The organism is Corallococcus llansteffanensis, from assembly GCF_003612055.1.
In the GTDB taxonomy this organism is placed as follows: domain Bacteria; phylum Myxococcota; class Myxococcia; order Myxococcales; family Myxococcaceae; genus Corallococcus; species Corallococcus llansteffanensis.
The window spans coordinates 1-20183 of sequence record NZ_RAWB01000023.1 but is presented as its reverse complement, the minus strand read 5'-3'; the positions used below and the strand labels follow the sequence as shown (position 1 = coordinate 20183).

At 70.6% G+C, this 20183-nt stretch carries 18 protein-coding genes; 1 reads left to right on the top strand and 17 read right to left on the bottom strand.

The annotated features are described in order from the left end of the window. Window positions 1-25: 25 nt before the first annotated feature. From D7V93_RS03810 to mraZ, 15 genes are all read right to left on the bottom strand, one after another. Window positions 26-883 carry a cell division protein FtsQ/DivIB gene (locus tag D7V93_RS03810; protein ID WP_120642061.1) on the bottom strand — a complete coding sequence of 286 codons (858 nt, stop codon included), beginning with the start codon at window positions 881-883 and terminating at the stop codon, window positions 26-28. A 132-nt stretch (window positions 884-1015) separates the two neighbouring features. Next, window positions 1016-1945, bottom strand: a complete 930-nt coding sequence (locus tag D7V93_RS03805) for a D-alanine--D-alanine ligase (RefSeq protein ID WP_372338288.1) — start codon at window positions 1943-1945, stop codon at window positions 1016-1018. Between the two features lie 23 nt (window positions 1946-1968). Next, on the bottom strand, window positions 1969-2901 hold the full coding sequence (murB, locus tag D7V93_RS03800) for a UDP-N-acetylmuramate dehydrogenase (RefSeq protein ID WP_120642059.1): 933 nt from the start codon (window positions 2899-2901) through the stop codon (window positions 1969-1971). A gap of 3 nt (window positions 2902-2904) precedes the next feature. Then, window positions 2905-4326 carry a UDP-N-acetylmuramate--L-alanine ligase gene (gene murC / locus D7V93_RS03795; protein ID WP_120642058.1) on the bottom strand — a complete coding sequence of 474 codons (1422 nt, stop codon included), beginning with the start codon at window positions 4324-4326 and terminating at the stop codon, window positions 2905-2907. Next, window positions 4323-5474 carry an undecaprenyldiphospho-muramoylpentapeptide beta-N-acetylglucosaminyltransferase gene (gene murG, locus D7V93_RS03790; RefSeq protein WP_120642057.1) on the bottom strand — a complete coding sequence of 384 codons (1152 nt, stop codon included), beginning with the start codon at window positions 5472-5474 and terminating at the stop codon, window positions 4323-4325. The genes murC and murG overlap by 4 nt, the downstream gene beginning before the upstream one ends. Next, window positions 5471-6634: a putative lipid II flippase FtsW gene (ftsW, locus tag D7V93_RS03785; RefSeq protein WP_120642056.1), complete on the bottom strand. Its 1164-nt coding sequence runs from the start codon at window positions 6632-6634 to the stop codon at window positions 5471-5473. The genes murG and ftsW overlap by 4 nt, the downstream gene beginning before the upstream one ends. A gap of 5 nt (window positions 6635-6639) precedes the next feature. Then, a complete protein-coding gene (murD, locus tag D7V93_RS03780) occupies window positions 6640-8019 on the bottom strand; it encodes a UDP-N-acetylmuramoyl-L-alanine--D-glutamate ligase (protein ID WP_120642055.1) in 1380 nt (459 codons plus the stop codon). Between the two features lie 25 nt (window positions 8020-8044). Further along, window positions 8045-9223, bottom strand: a complete 1179-nt coding sequence (mraY, locus tag D7V93_RS03775) for a phospho-N-acetylmuramoyl-pentapeptide-transferase (protein WP_120642054.1) — start codon at window positions 9221-9223, stop codon at window positions 8045-8047. Then, entirely contained in the window at window positions 9224-10624 is a 1401-nt protein-coding gene (locus D7V93_RS03770) for a UDP-N-acetylmuramoyl-tripeptide--D-alanyl-D-alanine ligase (RefSeq protein WP_120642053.1), read from the bottom strand. 36 nt (window positions 10625-10660) lie between these two features. After that, on the bottom strand, window positions 10661-12199 hold the full coding sequence (locus tag D7V93_RS03765) for a UDP-N-acetylmuramoyl-L-alanyl-D-glutamate--2,6-diaminopimelate ligase (RefSeq protein WP_120610315.1): 1539 nt from the start codon (window positions 12197-12199) through the stop codon (window positions 10661-10663). A gap of 51 nt (window positions 12200-12250) precedes the next feature. Beyond that, complete coding sequence (locus D7V93_RS03760) at window positions 12251-14272, bottom strand: PASTA domain-containing penicillin-binding protein (protein ID WP_120642052.1); 2022 nt, start codon at window positions 14270-14272, stop codon at window positions 12251-12253. Further along, window positions 14269-14661 (bottom strand): cell division protein FtsL, encoded by a 393-nt coding sequence (gene ftsL, locus D7V93_RS03755; RefSeq protein ID WP_120642051.1) that lies wholly within the window; start codon window positions 14659-14661, stop codon window positions 14269-14271. Before ftsL ends, D7V93_RS03760 begins: the two co-directional genes overlap by 4 nt. Then, on the bottom strand, window positions 14658-15563 hold the full coding sequence (rsmH, locus tag D7V93_RS03750; RefSeq protein WP_120642050.1) for a 16S rRNA (cytosine(1402)-N(4))-methyltransferase RsmH: 906 nt from the start codon (window positions 15561-15563) through the stop codon (window positions 14658-14660). Before rsmH ends, ftsL begins: the two co-directional genes overlap by 4 nt. A gap of 19 nt (window positions 15564-15582) precedes the next feature. Next, window positions 15583-15966, bottom strand: a complete 384-nt coding sequence (locus tag D7V93_RS03745; protein WP_120642049.1) for an STAS domain-containing protein — start codon at window positions 15964-15966, stop codon at window positions 15583-15585. A gap of 61 nt (window positions 15967-16027) precedes the next feature. Further along, window positions 16028-16480 carry a division/cell wall cluster transcriptional repressor MraZ gene (gene mraZ, locus D7V93_RS03740; protein ID WP_120642048.1) on the bottom strand — a complete coding sequence of 151 codons (453 nt, stop codon included), beginning with the start codon at window positions 16478-16480 and terminating at the stop codon, window positions 16028-16030. A 246-nt stretch (window positions 16481-16726) separates the two neighbouring features. Here mraZ and D7V93_RS03735 point away from each other — a divergent pair, with 246 nt between their 5' ends. Beyond that, a complete protein-coding gene (locus D7V93_RS03735; protein WP_120642047.1) occupies window positions 16727-17437 on the top strand; it encodes a PilZ domain-containing protein in 711 nt (236 codons plus the stop codon). Window positions 17438-17479: 42 nt separating this feature from the next. On the opposite strand, the gene D7V93_RS03730 is transcribed toward D7V93_RS03735, so the two are convergent. Further along, window positions 17480-19288, bottom strand: coding sequence for an acyl-CoA dehydrogenase FadE (locus D7V93_RS03730; protein ID WP_120642046.1), 1809 nt, complete (start codon window positions 19286-19288; stop codon window positions 17480-17482). A gap of 185 nt (window positions 19289-19473) precedes the next feature. Beyond that, a partial coding sequence (locus D7V93_RS03725; RefSeq protein WP_372338287.1) for a hypothetical protein occupies window positions 19474-20183 on the bottom strand: 710 nt, incomplete at its 5' end.

Below are 20183 nucleotides of genomic sequence, written 5' to 3'. Positions count from 1 at the left end.
CCTCACTTTCGTGAAGGAAGCATCCTCACTGCGTCGAGCCCCCGCTCCTCTCGGAGTCGGACCCGCTCGAAAGCCTCACCGCCACCCAACCCGGTCGGGCACGGTTATCCAGGCGAATGATCTCGGCTGCAAGCCCTCTCGTGCTCAGCTCGCGACGAACGCGCGCCAGTCGCTGGAGCTTGACTTCCGTATCGCCCACGCCGAGGCGCACCTCCTGCCCCGTCGCCGTCACCAGCGCAAGCCCGCTGTTCTCCAGGCGCACCTCGGACAACCGCTCCGATCGCCCGGGCGACAGCCGCGCATAAGCACGGGTTACATCCAGCGCCTCGCGGAAGCGCGCACGCACCGCATCCGCGTCCGCCACGTAGGCATCCCGCTCCAGCCCCGTGACGAGCGGCAAATCCAGCCCGTCCCCCGGGGTGACGCGCTTGAAGGGCTCGCCCTCCTCGTCCAGCACGTACAGGTCCCCCAGCACCGCCAGCGCCGCGGGCGCGTGCTCCGCCACCTCCACCGACACCCCGCGCGGAAACCGCCGCGTCACCTCCACCGTGCGCACCCAGGGGTGCTGCCCCATGGCCCGCGCGAGCGCGGCCGGGTCCAGCGACCAGAGGTTCTGCCCCGCCGTCAGCCCCGACAACTTCAGCAATTCCGCGCGCGAGGCCCGCTCCAGCCCGGTGAAGGACACCGACTCCAGCGCGAAGCGCGGAGACACCCGCGCCCAGGCGCGCAGTTCGATGCCGCCCCACACCAGCGCGGCCGTCACCACCGTCAGCCCCAGCGCCTTCGCCACCGTCGGTCCGTGCGAGCGGACGGCGCCCTTCACCGCGTTGTTGCGCGATGCGGCGTCCAGTTGACGGCGTTTCTTGTTCTTGCCGAAGGCCATGAGTAGGGAGGCGCATGCTGCGTGCGGAGATCGCTCCACGCCAGTTTTTGGCTACAGGCACGTCGCTGTAGCGCCCGACAGGGACACCCCGGCCCGCCAAGGGGCCGGAACTCCAAGAAGACGGGGAACGGCTCAAGCCTTGAGTGAAGCGCCCTGGAGCAGCCGCTCACACAGCGCCGGGAAGTCGATGCCCCGCCCCGCCGCGATTTTCGGCAGCAGGCTGGAGGCCGTCATTCCGGGCAGCGTGTTGATTTCCAGCAGGAACACGTCGCCGGCCTCGGTGACGATGACGTCCGAGCGCGACCCGCCCGAACACCCCAGCGCCACGTGCGCGGCGAGGGAGACGGCGTTGACGCGCGCGTACAGGTCCGGAGGCAGCGGCGCGGGGAAGAGGTACTGGGTGCCACTGCCCGCCTTGTACTTGGCCTCGTAGTCGTAGAACTCGCGGGCCGCCTTGACCTCGATGACGCCCAGGGCCTCGTTGTCCAGCACGCCGCCCTGCACCTCGCGGCCCTTGATGAACTGCTCCACGAGCAGCGTGCCTGCGTGCTTCGCCGCGTCCTGCACGGCGGCCGTGTAGTCCTCGCGCGTCTTGCAGATGTGCACGCCCACGCTGCTGCCCTCGCGGCTGGGCTTCACCACCACCGGGAAGGGGAACGGGAGGCGGTCCGCTTCCGCGAGCGCGGCTTCCGCCGTGGCGAAGGCGCGGTAGGGCGGCGTGGGGATGCCGCGCGAGAGGAAGATCTCCTTCGCGTACACCTTGTCCATACCCACCGCGGAGGCCATCACGCCGCTGCCGGTGTAGGGGATGAACATGGCCTCCAGCAGGCCCTGGATGCAGCCGTCCTCGCCGAAGCGGCCGTGCAGCGCGAGCCACGCGACGTCCACCTTCTCCGCGATGAGGCGCGCGGGCAGGTCCTTGCCCACGTCGATGTCGACGACGTCGTAGCCCAGCCCCCGGAGCGCGCCGGCCACCGCGGCGCCGGTGCGCAGGGACACCTCGCGCTCGGAGGAGAGGCCGCCGTACAGCACGCCCACGCGCTTCGCCTTCAACTCTTCCAGGGTGAAGCCTCGGGGACCGTTGCTCATGGCAGGAACACTCCGACGCACTTGACTTCGGGTTGCAGGGTGACGCCCGTGGCTTCCAGCACCCGCGCTTGCATCAGGGTGAGGAGGCCCCGCACGTCGCGGGCGCTGGCGCCGCCCAGGTTGACGATCCAGTTGGCGTGCAGCGGGGACACCTGCGCGCGCCCCAGGGTGTGCCCCTTCAGGCCAACAAGTTCAATCAGCCGCCCGGCATGGTCGCCCGGCGGGTTGGTGAACACGCTGCCGAAGTTGGGCTGACTCAACGGCTGCGTGCGCTTGCGGTAGCCCAGGTCCGCGTCCATCGCGGCCTTGCTCGCCACCACGTCACCCCTGGGAAGCACGAAGCGCACGCGCGTGACGATACCTCCAGGCGGCAGCGTGGCGTGACGGTAGGTGTGCGGTACCTGCGCTTTCGCGAGCCACCCCACCCCGTCCACCGTGGCCACCTCGATGGCGTCCACCACCCGGAAGCACTCACCGTTCTTCGTGCCCGCGTTCATCGTCACCGCGCCGCCCAGGGTGCCAGGGATGCCCGCGAGGAACTCCGCGCCCACCAGCCCCTGCGCCCGCATCACGTTGACGAGCCGCGCGATGGCGGCGCCCGTGCCCAGCGTCACCCGCCCCGCGTCCGGGCCGACGTCGACTTCTTCCGGGAACAAATCCGGCGGCAGCTTTACGGTGATGCCCGGCACGCCGCCGTCCCCCACCAGCGTGTTGGCGCCGCCGCCCAGCACCGTGACGGGCACGCCCTCCTCGCGGGCGAAGCGCAAGAGCTCCACCAGCGCCTCCGGCGAGCGGGGCCGCACCAGCGCTTCGGCCGGGCCACCCACGCGCACGCTGATGAGCGGCGCCAGGGGCTCGCCCGGCTTCACGTCCAGACCCTGCAGCCGCGCCACGCGCGCCGCGAGCGGTGTCGCGACCCCCGCCTCCATGCCCTACCCGCCCTTCGCCGCGCCCATCAGGGTCAACAGGTCCGGGCCCACCTGGGTGATGTCGCCCGCGCCCAGCGTCAGCACCAGGTCGCCCTCGCGCACGCGCTCCTGGAGCGCCTTGGCCACATCCACGCGCTTCTCCACGAACGTGACGTCGCGGTGCCCGTGCGCGCGGATGGCCTCCGCCAGCGCGTCCCCGGTGGCGCCCGCGATGGGCTCCTCGCCCGCCGCGTACACGCTGGTGACGAAGAGCACGTCCGCGTCGTTGAACGCGGTGGCGAACTCCTTCATCAGGTCATGCGTGCGCGTGTAGCGGTGCGGCTGGAAGGCGGCCACCACCCGGCGGCCGAAGGCCCTTCGCGCGCCCGACAGCGTGGCCATGACCTCCGTGGGGTGGTGCCCGTAGTCGTCCACCACGGTGATGCCGCCCACCTCGCCGCGCACGGTGAAGCGGCGCTGCACCCCGCCGAACTCGGCCAGCGCGCCGCGCACCGTCTCCAGCGGGATGTCCATCTCCTCCGCGATGGCCACGACGGCCAGGGCGTTGAAGGCGTTGTGCGCGCCCACCATGCGCACGCGGAACTCCCCCAGGTCCTCCTCCCGGCGGTACGCGTGGAAGGTGGTGGTGAAGCCGTCCAGGCTGATGCCCTCCAGCCGGTAGTCCGCCATGTGCGAGCTGCCGTAGGTGACGAAGCGCTTCTCGATGCGGGGCAGCAGCGCCTGGACGTTGGGGTTGTCCAGGCACAGCACGTTGAGGCCGTAGAAGGGCACGCGGTTGCAGAACTCCACGAAGGCGGACTGGAGCGTCTCCAGGTTGCCGTAGTGGTCCATGTGCTCCGGGTCGATGTTGGTGACGACCGCGATGGACGGGTGCAGCTTGAGGAAGCTGCCGTCGGACTCGTCCGCCTCCACCACCATCAGCTCGCTCTTGCCCAGCTTGGCGTTGGAGTCGAGCACGTTCACCTTGCCGCCCACCACCGCCGTGGGGTCCAGGCCCGCCGCGGACAGCACCGTGGCCACCATAGACGTCGTCGTCGTCTTGCCGTGGCTGCCGGCGACGGCGACCGCGTACTTCAGGCGCATCAGCTCCGCGAGCATCTCCGCGCGCGGGATGACGGGAATCTTGCGCTGGCGCGCCGCCACCACCTCCGGGTTGTCCTTGCGCACCGCGGAGGAAATCACGACCACGTCCGCGTGGACCAGGTTCTGCGCCCGGTGGCCTTCGTAGAGCGTGGCGCCCAGCTTCGCGAGCCTGCGGGTGATGTCGCTCTCGCGCAGGTCGGAGCCCGACACGCGGTAGCCCAGGTTGAGCAGCACCTCCGCGATGCCGCTCATGCCGATGCCGCCCACGCCCACGAAGTGCACGTGCGCGGCGTGGCGCGTCTTGTAGAGGCTGCCGGGCTTGTTGCTGACGGACTTGCTCATGCCTTGCTCCCGGGTGCCTTCTTCACGTCCTTGGGCCCGCGGTCGCGGCCCTGGGGACCCCAGGCCTGCGTCGTCAGGTCCACGCACACGTCCGCCAGCTCCTTCGCGGCCGCGGGCCGGCCCAGGATGCCGGCCTTCTTCGCCATCTGCTTGAGCTTCGCCGGGTCCGTCATCAGCCCGCGCAGTGTCTCCGCGAGCTTCTGGCCGGTGAGCTCCGACTCGCGGAACATCAGCGCCGCGCCCGCGTCCACCAGCGCCCGGGCGTTCACCTCCTGGTGGTTGTCCGTCGCGTGCGGGAAGGGCACCAGGATGCTGGCCTTCTTGCACACCGTCAGCTCCGCCAGCGACGTCGCGCCCGCGCGGCAGATGACCAGGTCCGCCTGGGCGTAGGCGGAGGACATGTCGTCGATGAACTCCACCACCGTGGCCTGCGCGCCGAAGCCCTTGTCCGCGTAGCCCTTCTTCACCGTCTCCAGGTCGTTCTTGCCCGTCTGGTGCACGAAGGAGACCTGGTCCTTCAGGTCGCCCAGGGAGTCCAGCGCGTCCAGCATGCGGTTGTTGAGGCCGCGCGCGCCCAGGCTGCCGCCGAAGATGAGCACGGAGAACTTCTCGTGCGCCGCGCTGCTGCGCAGGTAGTTGTCCATCAGCTTGCGGCGGATGGGGTTGCCAATCATCTGCACCTTGGCTTCGGGGAAGAACGCCCTGGCTTCCTCGAAGGCGGTGAAGACGACCTTCACGATGCGGCCCAGCACCTTGTTGGTGAGGCCCGGCAGCGCGTTCTGCTCCTGGATGGCGGTGGGAATCCCCATCATCCACGCGGCCAGCACCACCGGCCCGCTCGCGTAGCCGCCCACGCCCACCACCACGTCCGGCTTCTGGCGCGACAGGATGCGGAACGACGCGAGGAACGCCAGGGGCAGCGCGAGCAACCCCTTGATGAGGCCCCAGAAGCCCTTGCCCTTGAGCCCCTGCACCTTCACGAACTCCAGCGGGTAGCCCTCCTTCGGCACCACGCGGGCCTCCAGGCCCCGCTCGGTGCCCACGAAGACGACCTCGTTGGCGTGGTGGCGCGTGACGACCTCCTCGGCCAGCGCGATGCCCGGGAACAGGTGGCCGCCGGTGCCGCCGCCCGCGATGAGCACCTTCACGCCGTCACCTCCCGCAGGTCCGTCGTCCCCGCGCGCACCGGCCGCGACGCGCCCTGGGTGTTCGCGCTCAGGGACAAGAGCACGCCCGCGGAGCCCATCAGCACCACCAGCGACGTGCCGCCGTAGGACACGAATGGCAGCGTCAGGCCCTTCGTGGGCAACAGGCCCATGGCCACGCACATGTTCACCGTGGCCTGGAACGCGATGATGGAGCTGATGCCCAGCCCCAGGTAGGTGCCGAAGGTCTCCCCCGCCGCGAGGCTCGCGCGGATGCCGCGCCAGAGGACGATGGCGTACAGCGCGACGAGCAGCCCCACGCCGATGAGGCCCAGCTCCTCACCGAGGATGGAGAAGATGAAGTCCGTGTGCGCCTCCGGCAGGAAGAACAGCTTCTGCCGGCCGTCGCCCAGCCCCAGGCCGGTGATGCCGCCGGAGCCGATGGACATGAGCGACTCCGCCACCTGGTAGCCCACGTCGTGCCGGTGGGCCCAGGGGTCCATGAACGCGAGGATGCGCTTCATGCGGTAGGGGCTGGTCGCGATGGCCACGTACGCCAGGGGCAGCGCGAGCAGCACCGACCCCACGAGGTAGCTGAGCTTCGTGCCCGCCGCGAACAGCAGCACGAAGAGCATGAACACCAGCAGCACGCTGCTGCCGAAGTCCGGCTGGAGCATGCACAGGAGCACCAGGACGCCGCACAGCGCCAGGTGCGGCAGGAAGCCGATGGAGAACGTGGCCACCTTCTCCCGCTTCTTCGCGAGCGAATAGGACAGGTAGACGAGCCACGCGAACTTGGCGACCTCCGCCGGCTGGAGGCTGAAGCCCGGCAGGCGGATCCACCGCCGCGCGCCGCCCGCCGTGGTGCCGATGCCGGGAATCGCCACCAGCACCATCAGCACGATGGCGACGATGAGCAGCGGGTACGCCAGCCGCGCCAGCCGCCGCCAGCCCAGCTTCATCATCACCGCCATGGCCACGACGCCCAGGCCCGCGGCGACGAGCTGGCGCTTGAGGAAATACAGGCTGTCGCCCAGCTTGTCCTGGGCGAGCACGGCACTGGCCGAGTACGTCATCACCAGCCCCAGCGTGACGAGCGCCAGCACGGCGCACAGCAGGATGGGGTCGAACCGCACGGGGGCGGCCGGAGGAGAGGTCTTCATGACGGTCAGAGCGCCCCGACGAGGCGCTTGAACGTGTCGCCCCGGTCCTCGAAGTTCTTGAACTGGTCGTACGACGCGCACGCCGGGGACAGCAGCACCGTGTCCCCCGCCTTCGCGAGCCCACGCGCCTTCGCCACCGCCGCGTCCAGCGTGCCGCACGCGTGCACCGGCGCCTCGTTCGCGTACGCCCGCGCCAGCGCGTCCGCGTCCTGGCCAATGGTCAGCACGCCCTTCACCTTCCCCTGCCCCGCTTCCACCATGGGCGCGTAGGGCGCGCCCTTGCCCTTGCCGCCCGCGATGAGCCACACGTTGCCCGCGAACGCCCGGAGCGCCACCAGCACGGAGTCCACGTTGGTGGCCTTGGAGTCGTTCACCCACTCCACGCCGTCCAGCACGCGCACGCTCTCCAGCCGGTGCGGCAGGCCCGGGTAGCTGTCGAGCCCCGCCTGCACCGCGTCCCGGGAGACGCCGCCCAGCCGGGCCAGCAGCGCGGCGGCCATCGCGTTCTGCGCGTTGTGCGCGCCCCGGAGCGCTCGGTTCGTCAGCGTGAAGTCCTCGCCGGAGAACTCCAGCCGGAAGCCGCCGTCCTGCGCCACCGCGAGCCCCGCGAGCTTCGGCGCGTCCACCACCGGGCGGCCGGTGAGGCTGAAGCCATACACGGGCGCGCGCGCGGAGACCGCCAGCGACATCACCGCCGCGTCGTCCGCGTTCACCACCGCGAAGTCGCGGCCCGCGTCCTGGTTCATGAAGATGCGCGCCTTGGCCGCGCCGTACTCGCCCTGGTCCGCGTACCGGTCCAGGTGGTCCGGCGTGAGGTTGAGGATGGCCGAGCCCAGCGGACGCAGCGTGTGGATGCCCTCCAGTTGGAAGCTGGACAGCTCCACCACCAGCGCGTCCCAGTCACCCGGCGACACCGCGGCCTCCGCCAGCGGACGGCCCAGGTTGCCCCCCACGAAGGTGCGCTGGCCGCCCCGGGCGAACAGCTCGCCGGTGAGCGCCGTGGTGGTGCTCTTGCCGTTGGTGCCAGTGATGCCCAGCAGCCGCGTCGCGCCGCCGAGCTCCAGGAAGCGCCACGCGAGCTCGATCTCGCCCCACACGGGGACGCCCGAGGTGCGCGCGGCCTCCAGCTCCGGCAGCGACAGCGGCACGCCCGGGCTCACCACCACCAGGTCCTGGCGGGTGAGCAGCCCCTCGGGCGTGGCGCCGGTGACGAGCGTCACGCCCTTCGCCTTCAGCTCCTTCGCCACGTCGCCGAGCGCGTCCTCCGAGCGCGCGTCCAGCGCCGTCACCTTCGCCCCGTGCTGCAGGAGCAGGCGCAGCGCAGCGACGCCGCTCTTCGCCAGCCCGAACACCGCGACCTTCCGACCGGACAGCGACGTGCTCATGGGCGGGACAGACCCCTTTTCGCGCCTAGCGCAGCTTCAGGGACAGCAGGGCCACGCCACCACAGAGGATGGCGACAATCCAGAAACGCACGATGATCTTCGGCTCGGCCATTCCCTTGAGCTCGAAGTGGTGGTGCACGGGCGCCATCTTGAAGACGCGCTTGCCCGTCATCTTGAACGAGGTCACCTGGATCATCACGCTCAGCGCTTCGGCGAAGAAGATGCCGTGGATGATGGCAGAGACCACCTCGTTCTTCGAGAACACGGCCAGCCCGCCCAGCGCGCCGCCCAGGGCCAGCGAGCCGATGTCGCCCATGAACACGGACGCCGGGTAGGTGTTGAACCAGAGGAAGGAGATGCCCGCGCCCACGATGCTCGCGCAGAACACGGCCAGCTCCGCGCCGCCCGGCACCTGCAGGATGCCCAGGTAGCGGTACAGCGGCGTGGCGGTGAGGCGCGCGACGCCGTTCACCGTCTCCGTGTCCGCGATGTGCAGCGTGGTGCCCGCGACGTAGCAGAGCACGCAGAACGTCACCGCCGACACGATGGTCGGCACGATGGCCAGACCGTCCAGGCCGTCCGTGAGGTTCACCGCGTTGGACGTGCCCACGATGACGATCCACGCGAAGACGACGTAGAACCAGCCCAGGTCCGGGTTGAACCAATGCGACGGCACGAACGGCAGCGTCAGCCGCGTGTCGATGAGCAGCGTGGGCCCGAACGAGCCGTCCGCCTTCGTCCAGGTGCACATCAGCCCGAAGATGGCGATGAGGAAGAAGACGGTCTGCAGCACCATCTTCTTGCGCCCGGCGAGGCCCTTGGAGTTGCGCTTGGACAGCTTCAGCCAGTCATCCAGGAAGCCGATGAAGCCGTAGCCGAAGGTGAGGAGGATCATCACCCAGACACCCCGGCTCTTCAGGTCCGCGAACAGGAGCGTGCCCGCCGCGATGCACAGCAGGATGAGCGCGCCGCCCATGGTGGGCGTGCCCTTCTTCTTCTGGTGCGAGTCCGGCGTGTCCTCGCGCACGTTGCTCTGCCCGTGCTGCTTCAGGCGCAGCCGCGCGATGAGGCGCGGGCCGATGAGCATCCCCAGGAGCAGGGCGAAGACGCCCGCGGCGATGATGCGGAAGGTCGGGTAGCGCAGGAAGTTGAGGACGCGCCCGGCCTCGGTGTTCTGGATGAGCTCGTACAGGAGGTACAGCACTTAGTGACTCCCTTGGGGGGCGGCCGTGCCCGTCAGGGCGGCCACCACGCGCTCCAGTCGCATGCCGCGACTGGCCTTCACCAGCACCACGTCACCGGGGACGAGCCGGGGCGTCAACCAGGCCACCAATGGCTCCACCTCGGTGAAGTGCGCGCCAGCATCTCCCAGCTTCGCGCTCTGGTGGCCACCGGAGGACCGGGGCCCGAAGAACGCGACCAGCGAGGCATGACGCGCGACGAGCTCGCCCAGGTGGGCATGCGCCTCGAACTCGCCCGCGCCCAGCTCCAGCATGTCGCCCAGCACCGCCACCGCCCGGCCACCCTTCGGCACCAGCGTGCCCAGCGTGACGAGCGCCGCCTCCATGGAGGCGGGGTTGGCGTTGTAGCAGTCGTCCACCACCATCACGCCGTTCGCGCCGTCCAGGATGTTGAGGCGCCGCGCGTACGGCCGCGCCGTCTCCAGCCCGCGCACGCACTCCTCGGGGGAGTAGCCCAGCGCCAGCGCCGTCGCGAACGCCGCCGTCGCGTTCTGCGCGTTGTGCGGCCCCACGAAGTGCAGGCGCACCGGCCAGTCCTGCTGGGCATGGCGGACCGTGGCCACCATGCCGTCGCGCCCCAGCGTCTGGATGTCGGTGAGGCGCACGTCGGCGCCCTCCGCCCGGCCGAACGTGAGGTGCTTCGCGCCGCTGCGCGCGGCCTGGTGCACGATGAGCGCGTCGTCCAGGTTCACCACCGCCGTCGCCTGGGGCAGCAGCTCGCGGAACAGCTCGCCTTCCGCCTCGGCCACGCCCTCCAGGCTGCCCAGCCCTTCCAGGTGTTCGGGCTGGACCACCGTGATGACGCCCGCGTCGGGCTGCACCCGGCGCGTCAGCCGTTCGATTTCGCCCGGCTGGTTCATCCCCACTTCGATGACCGCCGCCACGTGGGACGGCTCCAGCCGGAAGAGCGTCAGCGGGACGCCGACCTCGTTGTTGAAGTTGCCTTCGGTCTTCAGCGCGGGGCCCCGCGTTGCGAGGATGGCGCCCACCATCTCCTTGGTGGTCGTCTTCCCGTTGGAGCCCCCCACCGCCGCCACCGGGATGCGGAAGCGGCGGCGGTGCAGCGCGCCCAGGCCGCCGAGCGCGGCCAGGGTGTCGTCCACCTCGTAGAGCGTGACGTGGGCGGGCAGGGCCGGCAGCGCCCTGCCCCGCTTCACCACCGCCCCCGCGGCTCCTCCACGCAGGGCGCCGTCCACGAAGTCGTGGGCGTCGAAGCGCTCGCCCTGGAGCGCCACGAAGAGGCACCCCGGGGTGAGCGACCGCGTGTCGGTGCAGACGGCGGGAAACCCCGCGGGGACAGCGTCCCCGCGACGGGTCGCACCGGTCGCCTGCAGCACCTCATCGTCGGAGAATCGAGCGGCCATGAAGGGAGGAGCGGGAGGTGGCGGTGGACCTTCGGTTCAGCCCGGGATGCGGTTGGCCAGCGCCTTGGCGGCGACCTCGCGGTCGTCGAAGGCGTGCTTCTCGCTGCCCACCGTCTGGTAGGTCTCGTGGCCCTTGCCGGCGATGAGGACGACGTCGTCGTCCTTGGCCAGGTTGATGACCTGCTCGATGGCGGCGCGGCGATCCGCGTCCACGAGGTAGCCCTTCTCCCCGACCTTCGCCTTGCCCGCGGAGATGCGGCGCAGGCCGCCCTTCTCCAGGCCCGGAGTGACTTCCGCGATGATGGCCTCCGGGTCCTCCGTGCGCGGGTTGTCGCTGGTCACCATCACCAGGTCGGCGCCCTCCGCGGCCACCGCGCCCATCAGCGGGCGCTTGCCCTTGTCGCGGTCGCCGCCGCAGCCGAAGACGACGATGACGCGGCCCTTGGCCAGCGTGCGCGCCGCTTCGATGGAGCGCTTGAGCGCGTCATCCGTGTGCGCGTAGTCCACCAGCACGGCCGGCGCTGGGCCGCCGCGGTGGTTCTCCGCGCGGTCCATGCGGCCGGACACCTTGGAGACCAGCTCGATGCCGCTCTTCACGTCCGAGCGCGAGATGCCCGCGCCCAGCGCGATGCCCGTGGCCAGGAGGATGTTCTCCAGGTTGTGGGGACCCAGGAGCTTGCTCTTGATCTTGATGTCGCCCGCGGGCGTCTTGAGCGTGGCCTCGATGCCCTTGAGCGAGAAGGTCGCGTCCGAGGCCGAGATCTCACCGGGCCCCAGGCGGCTGAACTTCCACGCCATGCGCTTCTGGCCGCGCAGCTCGTTGTAGATGCGGCTGGCGAAGGTGTCGTCGCCGTTCACCACCGCGGTGCCCGTGGCGGCGAGGTTCTCCGCGAAGAGCTTGCGCTTGACCTGGAAGTACTCCTCCATGTCCTTGTGGTAGTCCAGGTGGTCGCGGGACAGGTTGCTGAAGCCCACGGCCTTGAACGTGAGCCCGTGCACGCGCTCCTGCGCGAGCGCGTGGCTGGACACCTCCATCACCACCGTCTCCACCCCGGCATCCACCATCTCGCGGAAGATGCGGTGCAGCTCCAGCGGGTCCGGCGTGGTGTTGGCCAATTCCGTCGTCTTGCCGCCGAACTTGTAGCCCAGCGTCCCGATGACGCCGGGAGCGGAGGAGCCCGAGTACATGGCGGCCGTGGCGAGGATGGCCTCCAGCAGGTACGTCGTCGTCGTCTTCCCGTTCGTTCCCGTGACGCCCAGGAGCGTCAGCTTGTCGGCGGGGCGGCCGTAGAAGTTCGCCGCGATGAGGGCCAGCGCCTTGCGCGCGCTGCTCACCTTGAAGAACGGCACCTGCGAGGACTGCCCCTGCTTCTCCGACACCACCGCCACGGCGCCGCGAGACACGGCCTCACCGATGAACTGGGCCCCATCTTCCTTCAGGCCGGGCACGGCGATGAAGAGGTCCCCCGGCTTCACGCGCCGCGAATCCTGCGTCACTCCCGTGACGTCGACCGCGGAACGGCCGCCCGAGGTCTGCTCGGCTCCACACCCTGCGAGGACATCCGTCAGCTTCATCTCTTCCCCTTCACACGCATTGCTGATGCGGGGCCTGGAAAGGACACGGCCTCATTGCCGCGTCGCCAGTTCCAGCGTCACCCGGGCCCCCTTCTCCACCAGCGCACCGGCGGGGGGGGTCTGAGACACCACTCGTCCACTGCCTTGCAGCTGTGGCTCCAACGCCGCGGCAAGCAACTTCACCACGGCTTCGCGACCCGCCTGACCCTGGACGTCCGGCACACGCACCGTGCCGGGCTCCGGAGTCTCGGTCACCGCTTCCGCCAGGACCGCCCGTACCGGGACGGCCTTCGCCGACGCCTTCGATGCCGGAGGGGGCACCGGAGGCGCAGCGGCCGCGGCCACCTCGGCGGGTGCCACCGTACGGGACGGGGGCACGGCCAGGTGGGCCATGGCGGCGGTAGCGATTTCCTTGAAGGCAGGGGCAGCCACGTTCCCCCCGTATACGTCCGTCTTCGGTTCGTCCACTATCACGAGAATCACGGCGCGCGGGGCCTCGGCCGGCACCATGCCCGCAAAAGACGCGATGCGTTTGTCGGAATACCCACGCGCGACCGGGTCCGCCTTCTGCGCGGTGCCCGTCTTTCCGGCCACGCGGTAGTCCTCCATGGCGGCCTTGGGGGCGGTCCCTCCCTTGACGACCACGCTCTCGAGCATGCCCACGACCTGCCGCGCCACCCTCTGGGAAACGACCCGGCGCAGCTGCGTGGGCTGGTTCTCCATCAGCACCACGCCGTCCGGGTCCACCACCCTGGAGACGAGGTACGGGCGCATCAGGACGCCGTCGTTGGCCAGCGCACCGTAGGCCGCCGCCAGCTGCACGGCGGTGGATGTCATGCCCTGGCCGAAGGATTGGGTGGCCAGCGAGATGTCCGATTTCGGAAACGGGATGCTGCCCCGGCTCTCCCCGGTCAGCGCCAGGCCCGTGCGCTCCGCGAAGCCGAAGGCGTGGTAGGCGGCGACCAGCTTCTCGCGGCCCAGGGCCTCCGCCACCTTGGCGGCGCAGATGTTGGAGGACACCTGGAGGATTCCCTCCGGGGCCAGCCAGCCGTGCGGGTGGGTGTCGTTGATGGTGTGGCGGCCGATGCGCCAGGCCCCGTTCTCACAGAAGAACAGCGACTCCGGCGTGATGGCCTTCTCTTCCAGCGCGGCGGCCACCACGAAGGCCTTCATCGTGGAGCCGGGCTCGAAGGCGTCCAGCGCGGCGCGGTTGCGGATGGCGTTCTTCACGCCGTCCTCCGGCGTGTTGGGGTTGAAGCGCGGGTTGTTGGCGAGCGCGAGCAGCTCACCGGTGCGCGGGTCCAGCACCACCGCCATGCCGGCGATGGCCTTCGCGTCGTCCACGGCCTTGGCCAGCGCCTTCTCCGCGACGTACTGGAGGTGGCGATCCAACGTGAGCGTCACCGCGGCGCCCTGGCGCTCCAGCGGATCCAACGCGCCCTGCACCATCAGCTTGCGGCCCTTGGCGTCGCGGAAGCCGGAGGTGCGCGAGTTCTGCCCGGACAGCTCGTCCTCGAAGGCGAGCTCCAGCCCCTCCAGGCCGTGGCCGTCGGTGCCCACCATGCCGACGATGTGCGCGCCCAGCTCGCGCTGGGGATAGAAGCGCTTGGGCTCCTTGGTGAAGCCCAGGCCCGGAAGCCCCAGCGCCTTCACCGCCTCCACCTCCTGCGGCTTCGCCTGGCGCTTCACCCACGCGAAGCGCTTGGCGCGGCCCAGGCGCGAGGCGACGTCGTTGGGGTCCAGGTGCACGGCCTTCGCGAGCAGCCGCGACGCCTGCCGCACGTCCGGGAGCAGCGAGGGGTCCACCCAGATGGAGTCCACCTCCACGCTCTGGGCGAGCGGCGTGCCGCGCCGGTCGAAGATGTCGCCGCGGCGGGCCGGGATGTCGATCTGCCGGACGTACTGGTCCTGCGCCAGCCCCCGCAGCTTCTCCTGCTGGAAGACCTGGAGGTAGACCGCGCGGGCGAACGCCGTGCCCAGCAGCGTGAGGAACAGCCCGAACAGCAGCTGGACCCGCAGCTTGAGCCACTTCGCGTTGGATTCGGGCGCCCGCGCGCTCTTGAAGTCCCTCACCGCTGGGCACCCCGCTCCGCCACGCGGACGGCCGGCGCCGACGAACGGGCCTGCGCGGTGCGCGAGTCCTTCACGCGCTCATCGGCCACGGACACCACGGCGCCGCCCCGGGGCATCGCCATGCCCAGCTGCTCGCGCGCCACGCGCTCCAGGCGGCCGGGGGCCTTGAGCGTGGCCAGCTCCAGCTTGAGCCGGTCGTTCTCCCGGGTCAGCGAGCGGCTCTCGCCCTCCGCGTTGGACAGCCGGTAGCCCATGTCCACCACCAGCACGCGGCTCGTCACGTGGAGGATGCCCACCGCGGTGAACAGCGCGAAGAGCGCGACGGCGGGCAGCAGGTGCATCAGCACGCCGGCCACGGAGACGGTGTTGCGCGAGAGGGCCTTGCTCATCGGACTTTCTCCACCGCGCGCAGGTGCGCGCTACGAGAGCGGGGGTTGGCCTCGACTTCCGCATCGGAAGCCGCGACGGCCTTCTTGGACACGAGGGCGAAGTCGCCCTGGCTGTTGCACACGCACACCGGGAAGCCCGGCGGGCAGGTGCAGCCCCCCACGAGGGCCTTGAAGGCTTCCTTCACCTTGCGGTCCTCCAGGGAGTGGAAGGAGATGACGGCGGCGCGGCCCCCCACCTTCAGGAGCGACGGCAGCGAGGCCAGGAGCGCGTCCAACGCCTCCAGCTCCCCGTTCACCGCCATGCGCAGCGCCTGGAACGTGCGGGTGGCCACGTGGATGCGGTCCGGCCACGCCTTGCGCGGCACCGCGCGCTTCACCACCTCCGCGGCCTCCAGCGTGCGCTGGGGCAGCGCGCGCTTGAGCTCCCGGGCGATGGGCCGCGCGAAGGGCTCCTCGCCGTAGTCGCGCAGCAGCTGCGCCAGGTCGCGCTCGTCGGTGAAGGCGATGAGCTCCGCGGCGGTGGGGCCGCTGTCGCCCATGCGCATGTCCAGCGGGCCGTCCTTCATGAAGGAGAAGCCGCGCTCGGCCACGTCCAGTTGGGGCGAGGACACGCCCAGGTCCACCAGCACGCCGTCCACGGGCAGCAGGTCCTTCGCCACCTGCGACAGCTCCGCGAAGTTGCCCTGCCGCGCCTGGAAGCGCGCGTTCGTGCCCATGCGGGCCGTGGCCGCCGCGAGCGCCACCGGGTCGCGGTCCACGCCCACCACCGTGGCGCCCCGGGCGAGGAGCGCTTCGGTGTGGCCGCCGCCGCCGAGGGTGCCGTCGAGGATCACCTTGCCCTCCGCCGGGAGCAGGACCTCCACCGTCTCGTGGAGCAGGACGGTCTGGTGCTGGAAGTCCACGAGGGGGTCCCGGGCGAGGTCAGACGAAGGGAGCGCGCGAGAGCGAGAAGGCGGCCCGGGCGTCGTTCATGTGCGGGTACAGCTCGAAGGCCTCGTGGGCGCCGGCCGCGCGGAAGATGGCGGCCAGGTACGGCGACAGCCCGGACAGCTTCACGTCACCGCCAGCGCGGCGGAAGGCCTCCGTGCGGGCCACCAGCGGGCGCACGCCCCGGTAGTTCAGGTGCGACACGTCCGCGAAGTCCAGGACCACCTGGCGGATGCCCCGGTGCAGCCGGTGCATCAGGTCCTCGCACAGCCGGGTGAGGTCGTCCTCGCCCAGCTCGCCCTCCAGCATGAGCGTCTCCACGCGCTCGGAGCCCGCCAGCGCCGCCCTGTTCCGTCGAACCTCCTGCACCTGGTCCATGCGCTGCCACCCTTCCACGGAGAACTACTTGGAGGACTTCCGGCTGCTGTCGACTTCCTGGCTACGGCTGGCGCAGTTCGCCCAGCACCCGCAACACGTCCTGGGAGGTGGCTTCCTGGCGCGCATCCGCCTGCGCCTTCGCCCAACCATCCAGGCTCCAAAGCTCGATCACCTTCACCATCCCCGCCCACACCACGTCCTTCTCCAGCTTCGCGTACGTCCTGAGCGACGGCGGGATGAGCAGCCGGCCCAGCTTGTCCAGCGGGCACTCCTGCGCGCTGGCCACGTACAGCCGCATCAACGTCTTGACCCCCGGCTCCATGGGGTTGCGCCGGGCGAGCGCGGTCTCCAACGCCTCCCACTCCCGCCCCGGGTAGGCGTGGAGGCAGGGGTCCAGGGCCGTGGTGACGATGAGCCGCTCGTCGTAGGCGCCCACCAACGTCTCCCGGAGCTTCGCCGGGAGGCTGGTGCGCCCCTTCGCGTCGATCTGGTGCTCATAGACGCCTCGGAACACGCGGGATGATCCACCTTTTCGGCCTGACGCGGGACGGACCACCACTCCTTCCCACTTCTTACCCCTCTGCGGCCGGCATACATACGCGCCCCCCCCAGGGGGGTCAAGAAAGCGCAACAGGTTGGAACACCGCGCGCTCGGCGCCGGACATCCCCGGACGTCCAGGAGGTGCGGGGGGCGCGGCCCTACCCTTGACGGTGGGGTGAGCTTGAGTTTTCCCGCCGCCCGCCGGAGAGTGGTGGGTACGTGGATACGAACGTTCGACTGAAGGTGGCCTACAAGACGCCGCAGTCGTTGGTCGGCGAGTACACCCGGAGCGTGGGCCAGGGCGGCGTCACCCTGGAGACGCGCAAGGCGCTGCCCCTGGGCACCCGGTTCACCTTCGAGATGCACGCGGGCGGCATGCCGCGCCCGGTGGAGGTGCTGGGAGAGGTCGTCAAGGTGGAGCCCCGCCCGGGCGAGCGCTTCCTGCTCACCGTGCGCTACGACGGCTCGGAGGATCGCAGCGGCCTGGACGCGGTGCTCCAGCACATCTTCGCCCAGGAGGAGCAGAACGGACTGCGCCGCTTCCCGCGCATGCCGCTGCACCTGCGGGCGCAGGAGGTGGACACCCAGGCCCCGTCCTTCATCGTGCGCGACATCTCCCGAGGCGGCGTGGGCCTGGAGGTGGAGGCCCCCGCCCTGCCCCGCGAGGTGCAGGTGGGCGTGCCCTTCCTCCTGGAGATGGACATGAAGGAGGGCCCGCTGCTGCTGCACGGCGAGGTGGCGTGGACGTCCACCCTGCCGCGCAAGGGCTCCACGGAGGCCGTCACCCCGGGCTTCGGCGCGACGTTCGGCCGGCTGCGGCCGGACATGCTCCAGCGGCTGGAAGCGCTGATGGCGCTGGAGCACCTGCCGCCCGCGCCCTGGCGGGCACGGGTCAGCTTCGGGTTGGATGCCGTGTCGCGGATGCCCTGAGGCCCCGGGGCTCCGAGGCCCCAGGGTCCCAGGCCCGGAATGCTACAGCGGGTTGTACGGGTAGCCGCCCGCCTCTTCCAGGCCGGCCACCACCGTCTCACGCAGCTCCGCCGGGTCGTACGGCGTGAAGGCGTCCAGCGCGGACAGCCGCTTGAGCTCCAGCGCGAGCACGTCGCCCTTGAGGGTGGAGCACAGCGCGCGGCGGGTGCGCTCGAAGGCGCGCGCGGTGGACTCCATCGCGTACAGCCGCACCAGCGCCACGCGCAGCGGATCCAGCACGCCGCTGGCGGCGGCCTGCCGGGTGCGCGTCACCATGGAGTCCAACGCGTAGGCGTCCATCACCACGTCCGCCAGCGCGGCCATGACCTCCTGGTGCTTGTCCAGCTCCGTGCCGAACGTCTCCGCGGCCAGCCGCATGCCGTGGATGGCCAGGTGCTTGGCGCACTCGGCGGCGACCTCCTCGTTGGCGAGCGCGTCCTGCCGGCCCGCGCGCGGACGCTCGCCCCGGTTCAGCTCGTCCGACACCGAGCGCCCCTGCGCGAACAGCGGCAGGTCGCCCTTCACGGCGCGCTTGAGCAGCATGCCGGTGATGAGCATGCGGTTGATCTCGTTGGTGCCCTCGAAGATGCGGTTGATGCGCGCGTCGCGGAAGGCGCGCTCCACCGGGTACTCCTCGATGTAGCCGGCGCCGCCGTGCACCTGCACCGCGTCGTCCACCACGGAGTTCAGGGCCTCCGAACCGAAGACCTTCATGATGGAGGCCTCGGTGGCGAACTCCTCCATCGCGGCGATGACGTGCGCGTCGTAGTCCGCGTCCGTGCGCTCCTTGGTGGCGAGCCGCCCGTCGACGAGGCCGGCGGTGCGGTACGTCATGCTCTCCACCGCGTAGACGAGCGTCGCCATGCGCGCGAGCTTCTCGCGGATGAGCGGGAACGTGGCGATGGGCGCCTTGAACTGCTTGCGCTCCTGCGCGAACTTGAGCGCGTTCTGCAGCTGCAGCTTCATGCCGCCGATGACGGCCGCGCCCAGCTTCAGCCGCCCGTAGTTGAGGATGTTGAAGGCGATGCGGTGGCCCTTGCCCAGCTCGCCCAGCAGGTTCTCCGCGGGCACCTTCGCGTCCTCGAAGTAGAGCGGACAGGTGGACGAGCCGCGGATGCCCATCTTGTGCTCTTCGGGGCCCACGGTGAGGCCCGGGGTGTCCTTCTCCACGATGAAGCCAGTGAACTTGTCGCCGTCCACCTGCGCGAAGACGACGAACACGTCCGCGAAGGCCGCGTTGGTGATGTAGAGCTTGGAGCCGTTGAGCAGGTAGTGCTTGCCGTCCGCGCTCTTCACCGCCTTCGTCTTCGCCCCGCGCGCGTCGCTGCCGCTGCCCTGCTCCGTCAGCGCGTACGCCGCCACCCACTCGCCCGTGGCGAGCTTCGGCAGGTACTTCGCCTTCTGCGCCTCGTTGCCGAACCAGACGATGGGCAGCGTGCCGATGCCGGTGTGCGCGCTGGACGTCACCGACCAGGAGCCCAAGAGGCTCATGGCCTCCGCGAGTAAGAGCGACGTCGTCTTGTCCAGGCCCGTGCCGCCGTAGGTCTCCGCGATGTCCACGCTCAAGAGACCCAGGTCGCCCGCGCGGCGCAGCAGGTCGCGCAGGAGCGCGTTGTCCTTGGCCTCGATGCGCGTGGCCAGCGGCAGCACCTGCTCACGGCAGAACTGGAGCGCCGTCTTGAAGAAGAGTCGCTGCTCCTCGGAGAAACCCTCCGGGGTGAGGATGCGGGTGGCGCCCACCTCCTGGAAGAGGAACGTGCCCCCGGCGAGGACATCCTGGGGACGGGCAGCGGGCTCGGTTACGGCGACCATCTACAACCTCCGGGGAGGGACACCGCCCTCCATATCCTTCAGGAATCAAAGGCGCGCGGCACTGTAGAGCGCGCGGCACGCGGGGGGTAGTAGCGAGCGGTGCGCATGGGCTCAAGCCAATGCGCGCCCCATCCACCCGGCTTGCGGAGACCTCGCGTGCCCGGCAGCCAGGCGGGAGACTTCCCTCACCGCGAATGCGGGGAACCCCCATCCCGCGCGCCCGCGGGCGTCGGGTACACGAGGCAGAGCGTGTCGAACAACGCGCGCTCCGGCGCGACGTACGTGCCGCCGAGCGCCCGCGCCACCTGCACCAGCTCCGTGCCGAAAGAGGGCACGAGGCACAGGTCGTCCGACGTGGTGAAGCGCCCCTTCAACCGGGTGAGCTCCCGCCTCAGCGCGGCGATGTCCTGGCGCCCGCCGCGCACCGGAACGGACGGGCCGTTGCGGTCCGGCCCCGGCAGCTTGCCCACGCTCGTCGTCAACTCGAAGCCGTCCGCGCGCTGGATGATGCGCAGCTTCCCGGGCGCCACCTCCGCGAGCCACGCCCGGAAGCCCGCCTCGTCGCGCAGCACCAGCCGGTACGCCACCTTTGCGTCCGGATGCTGGAGCCACACGGACGCCGCGTGGGCCTGGAGCACCGCCAGCAGTTCGGACACCTGCGCGAGGAACGTGGCGTCGTCGCTCACGAGGAGCACGTCCTTCCCCCGCACCCGCTCCGCGAGCCGGGCCGCGTCCGGGGCACGCGCCGGAGCGAAGGCCTCCGTGCCCAGCCGCACCTGTTCTTCCGACATTTCCAGGCGAAGCACGTCTTCCGGTAGAGGCTCTCCGTAGACGGGCGCGGACACGGAGGTGAGGACCGCGTCCGCCCAGGTGCCCGCGTCGCGAGGCGGAGGTG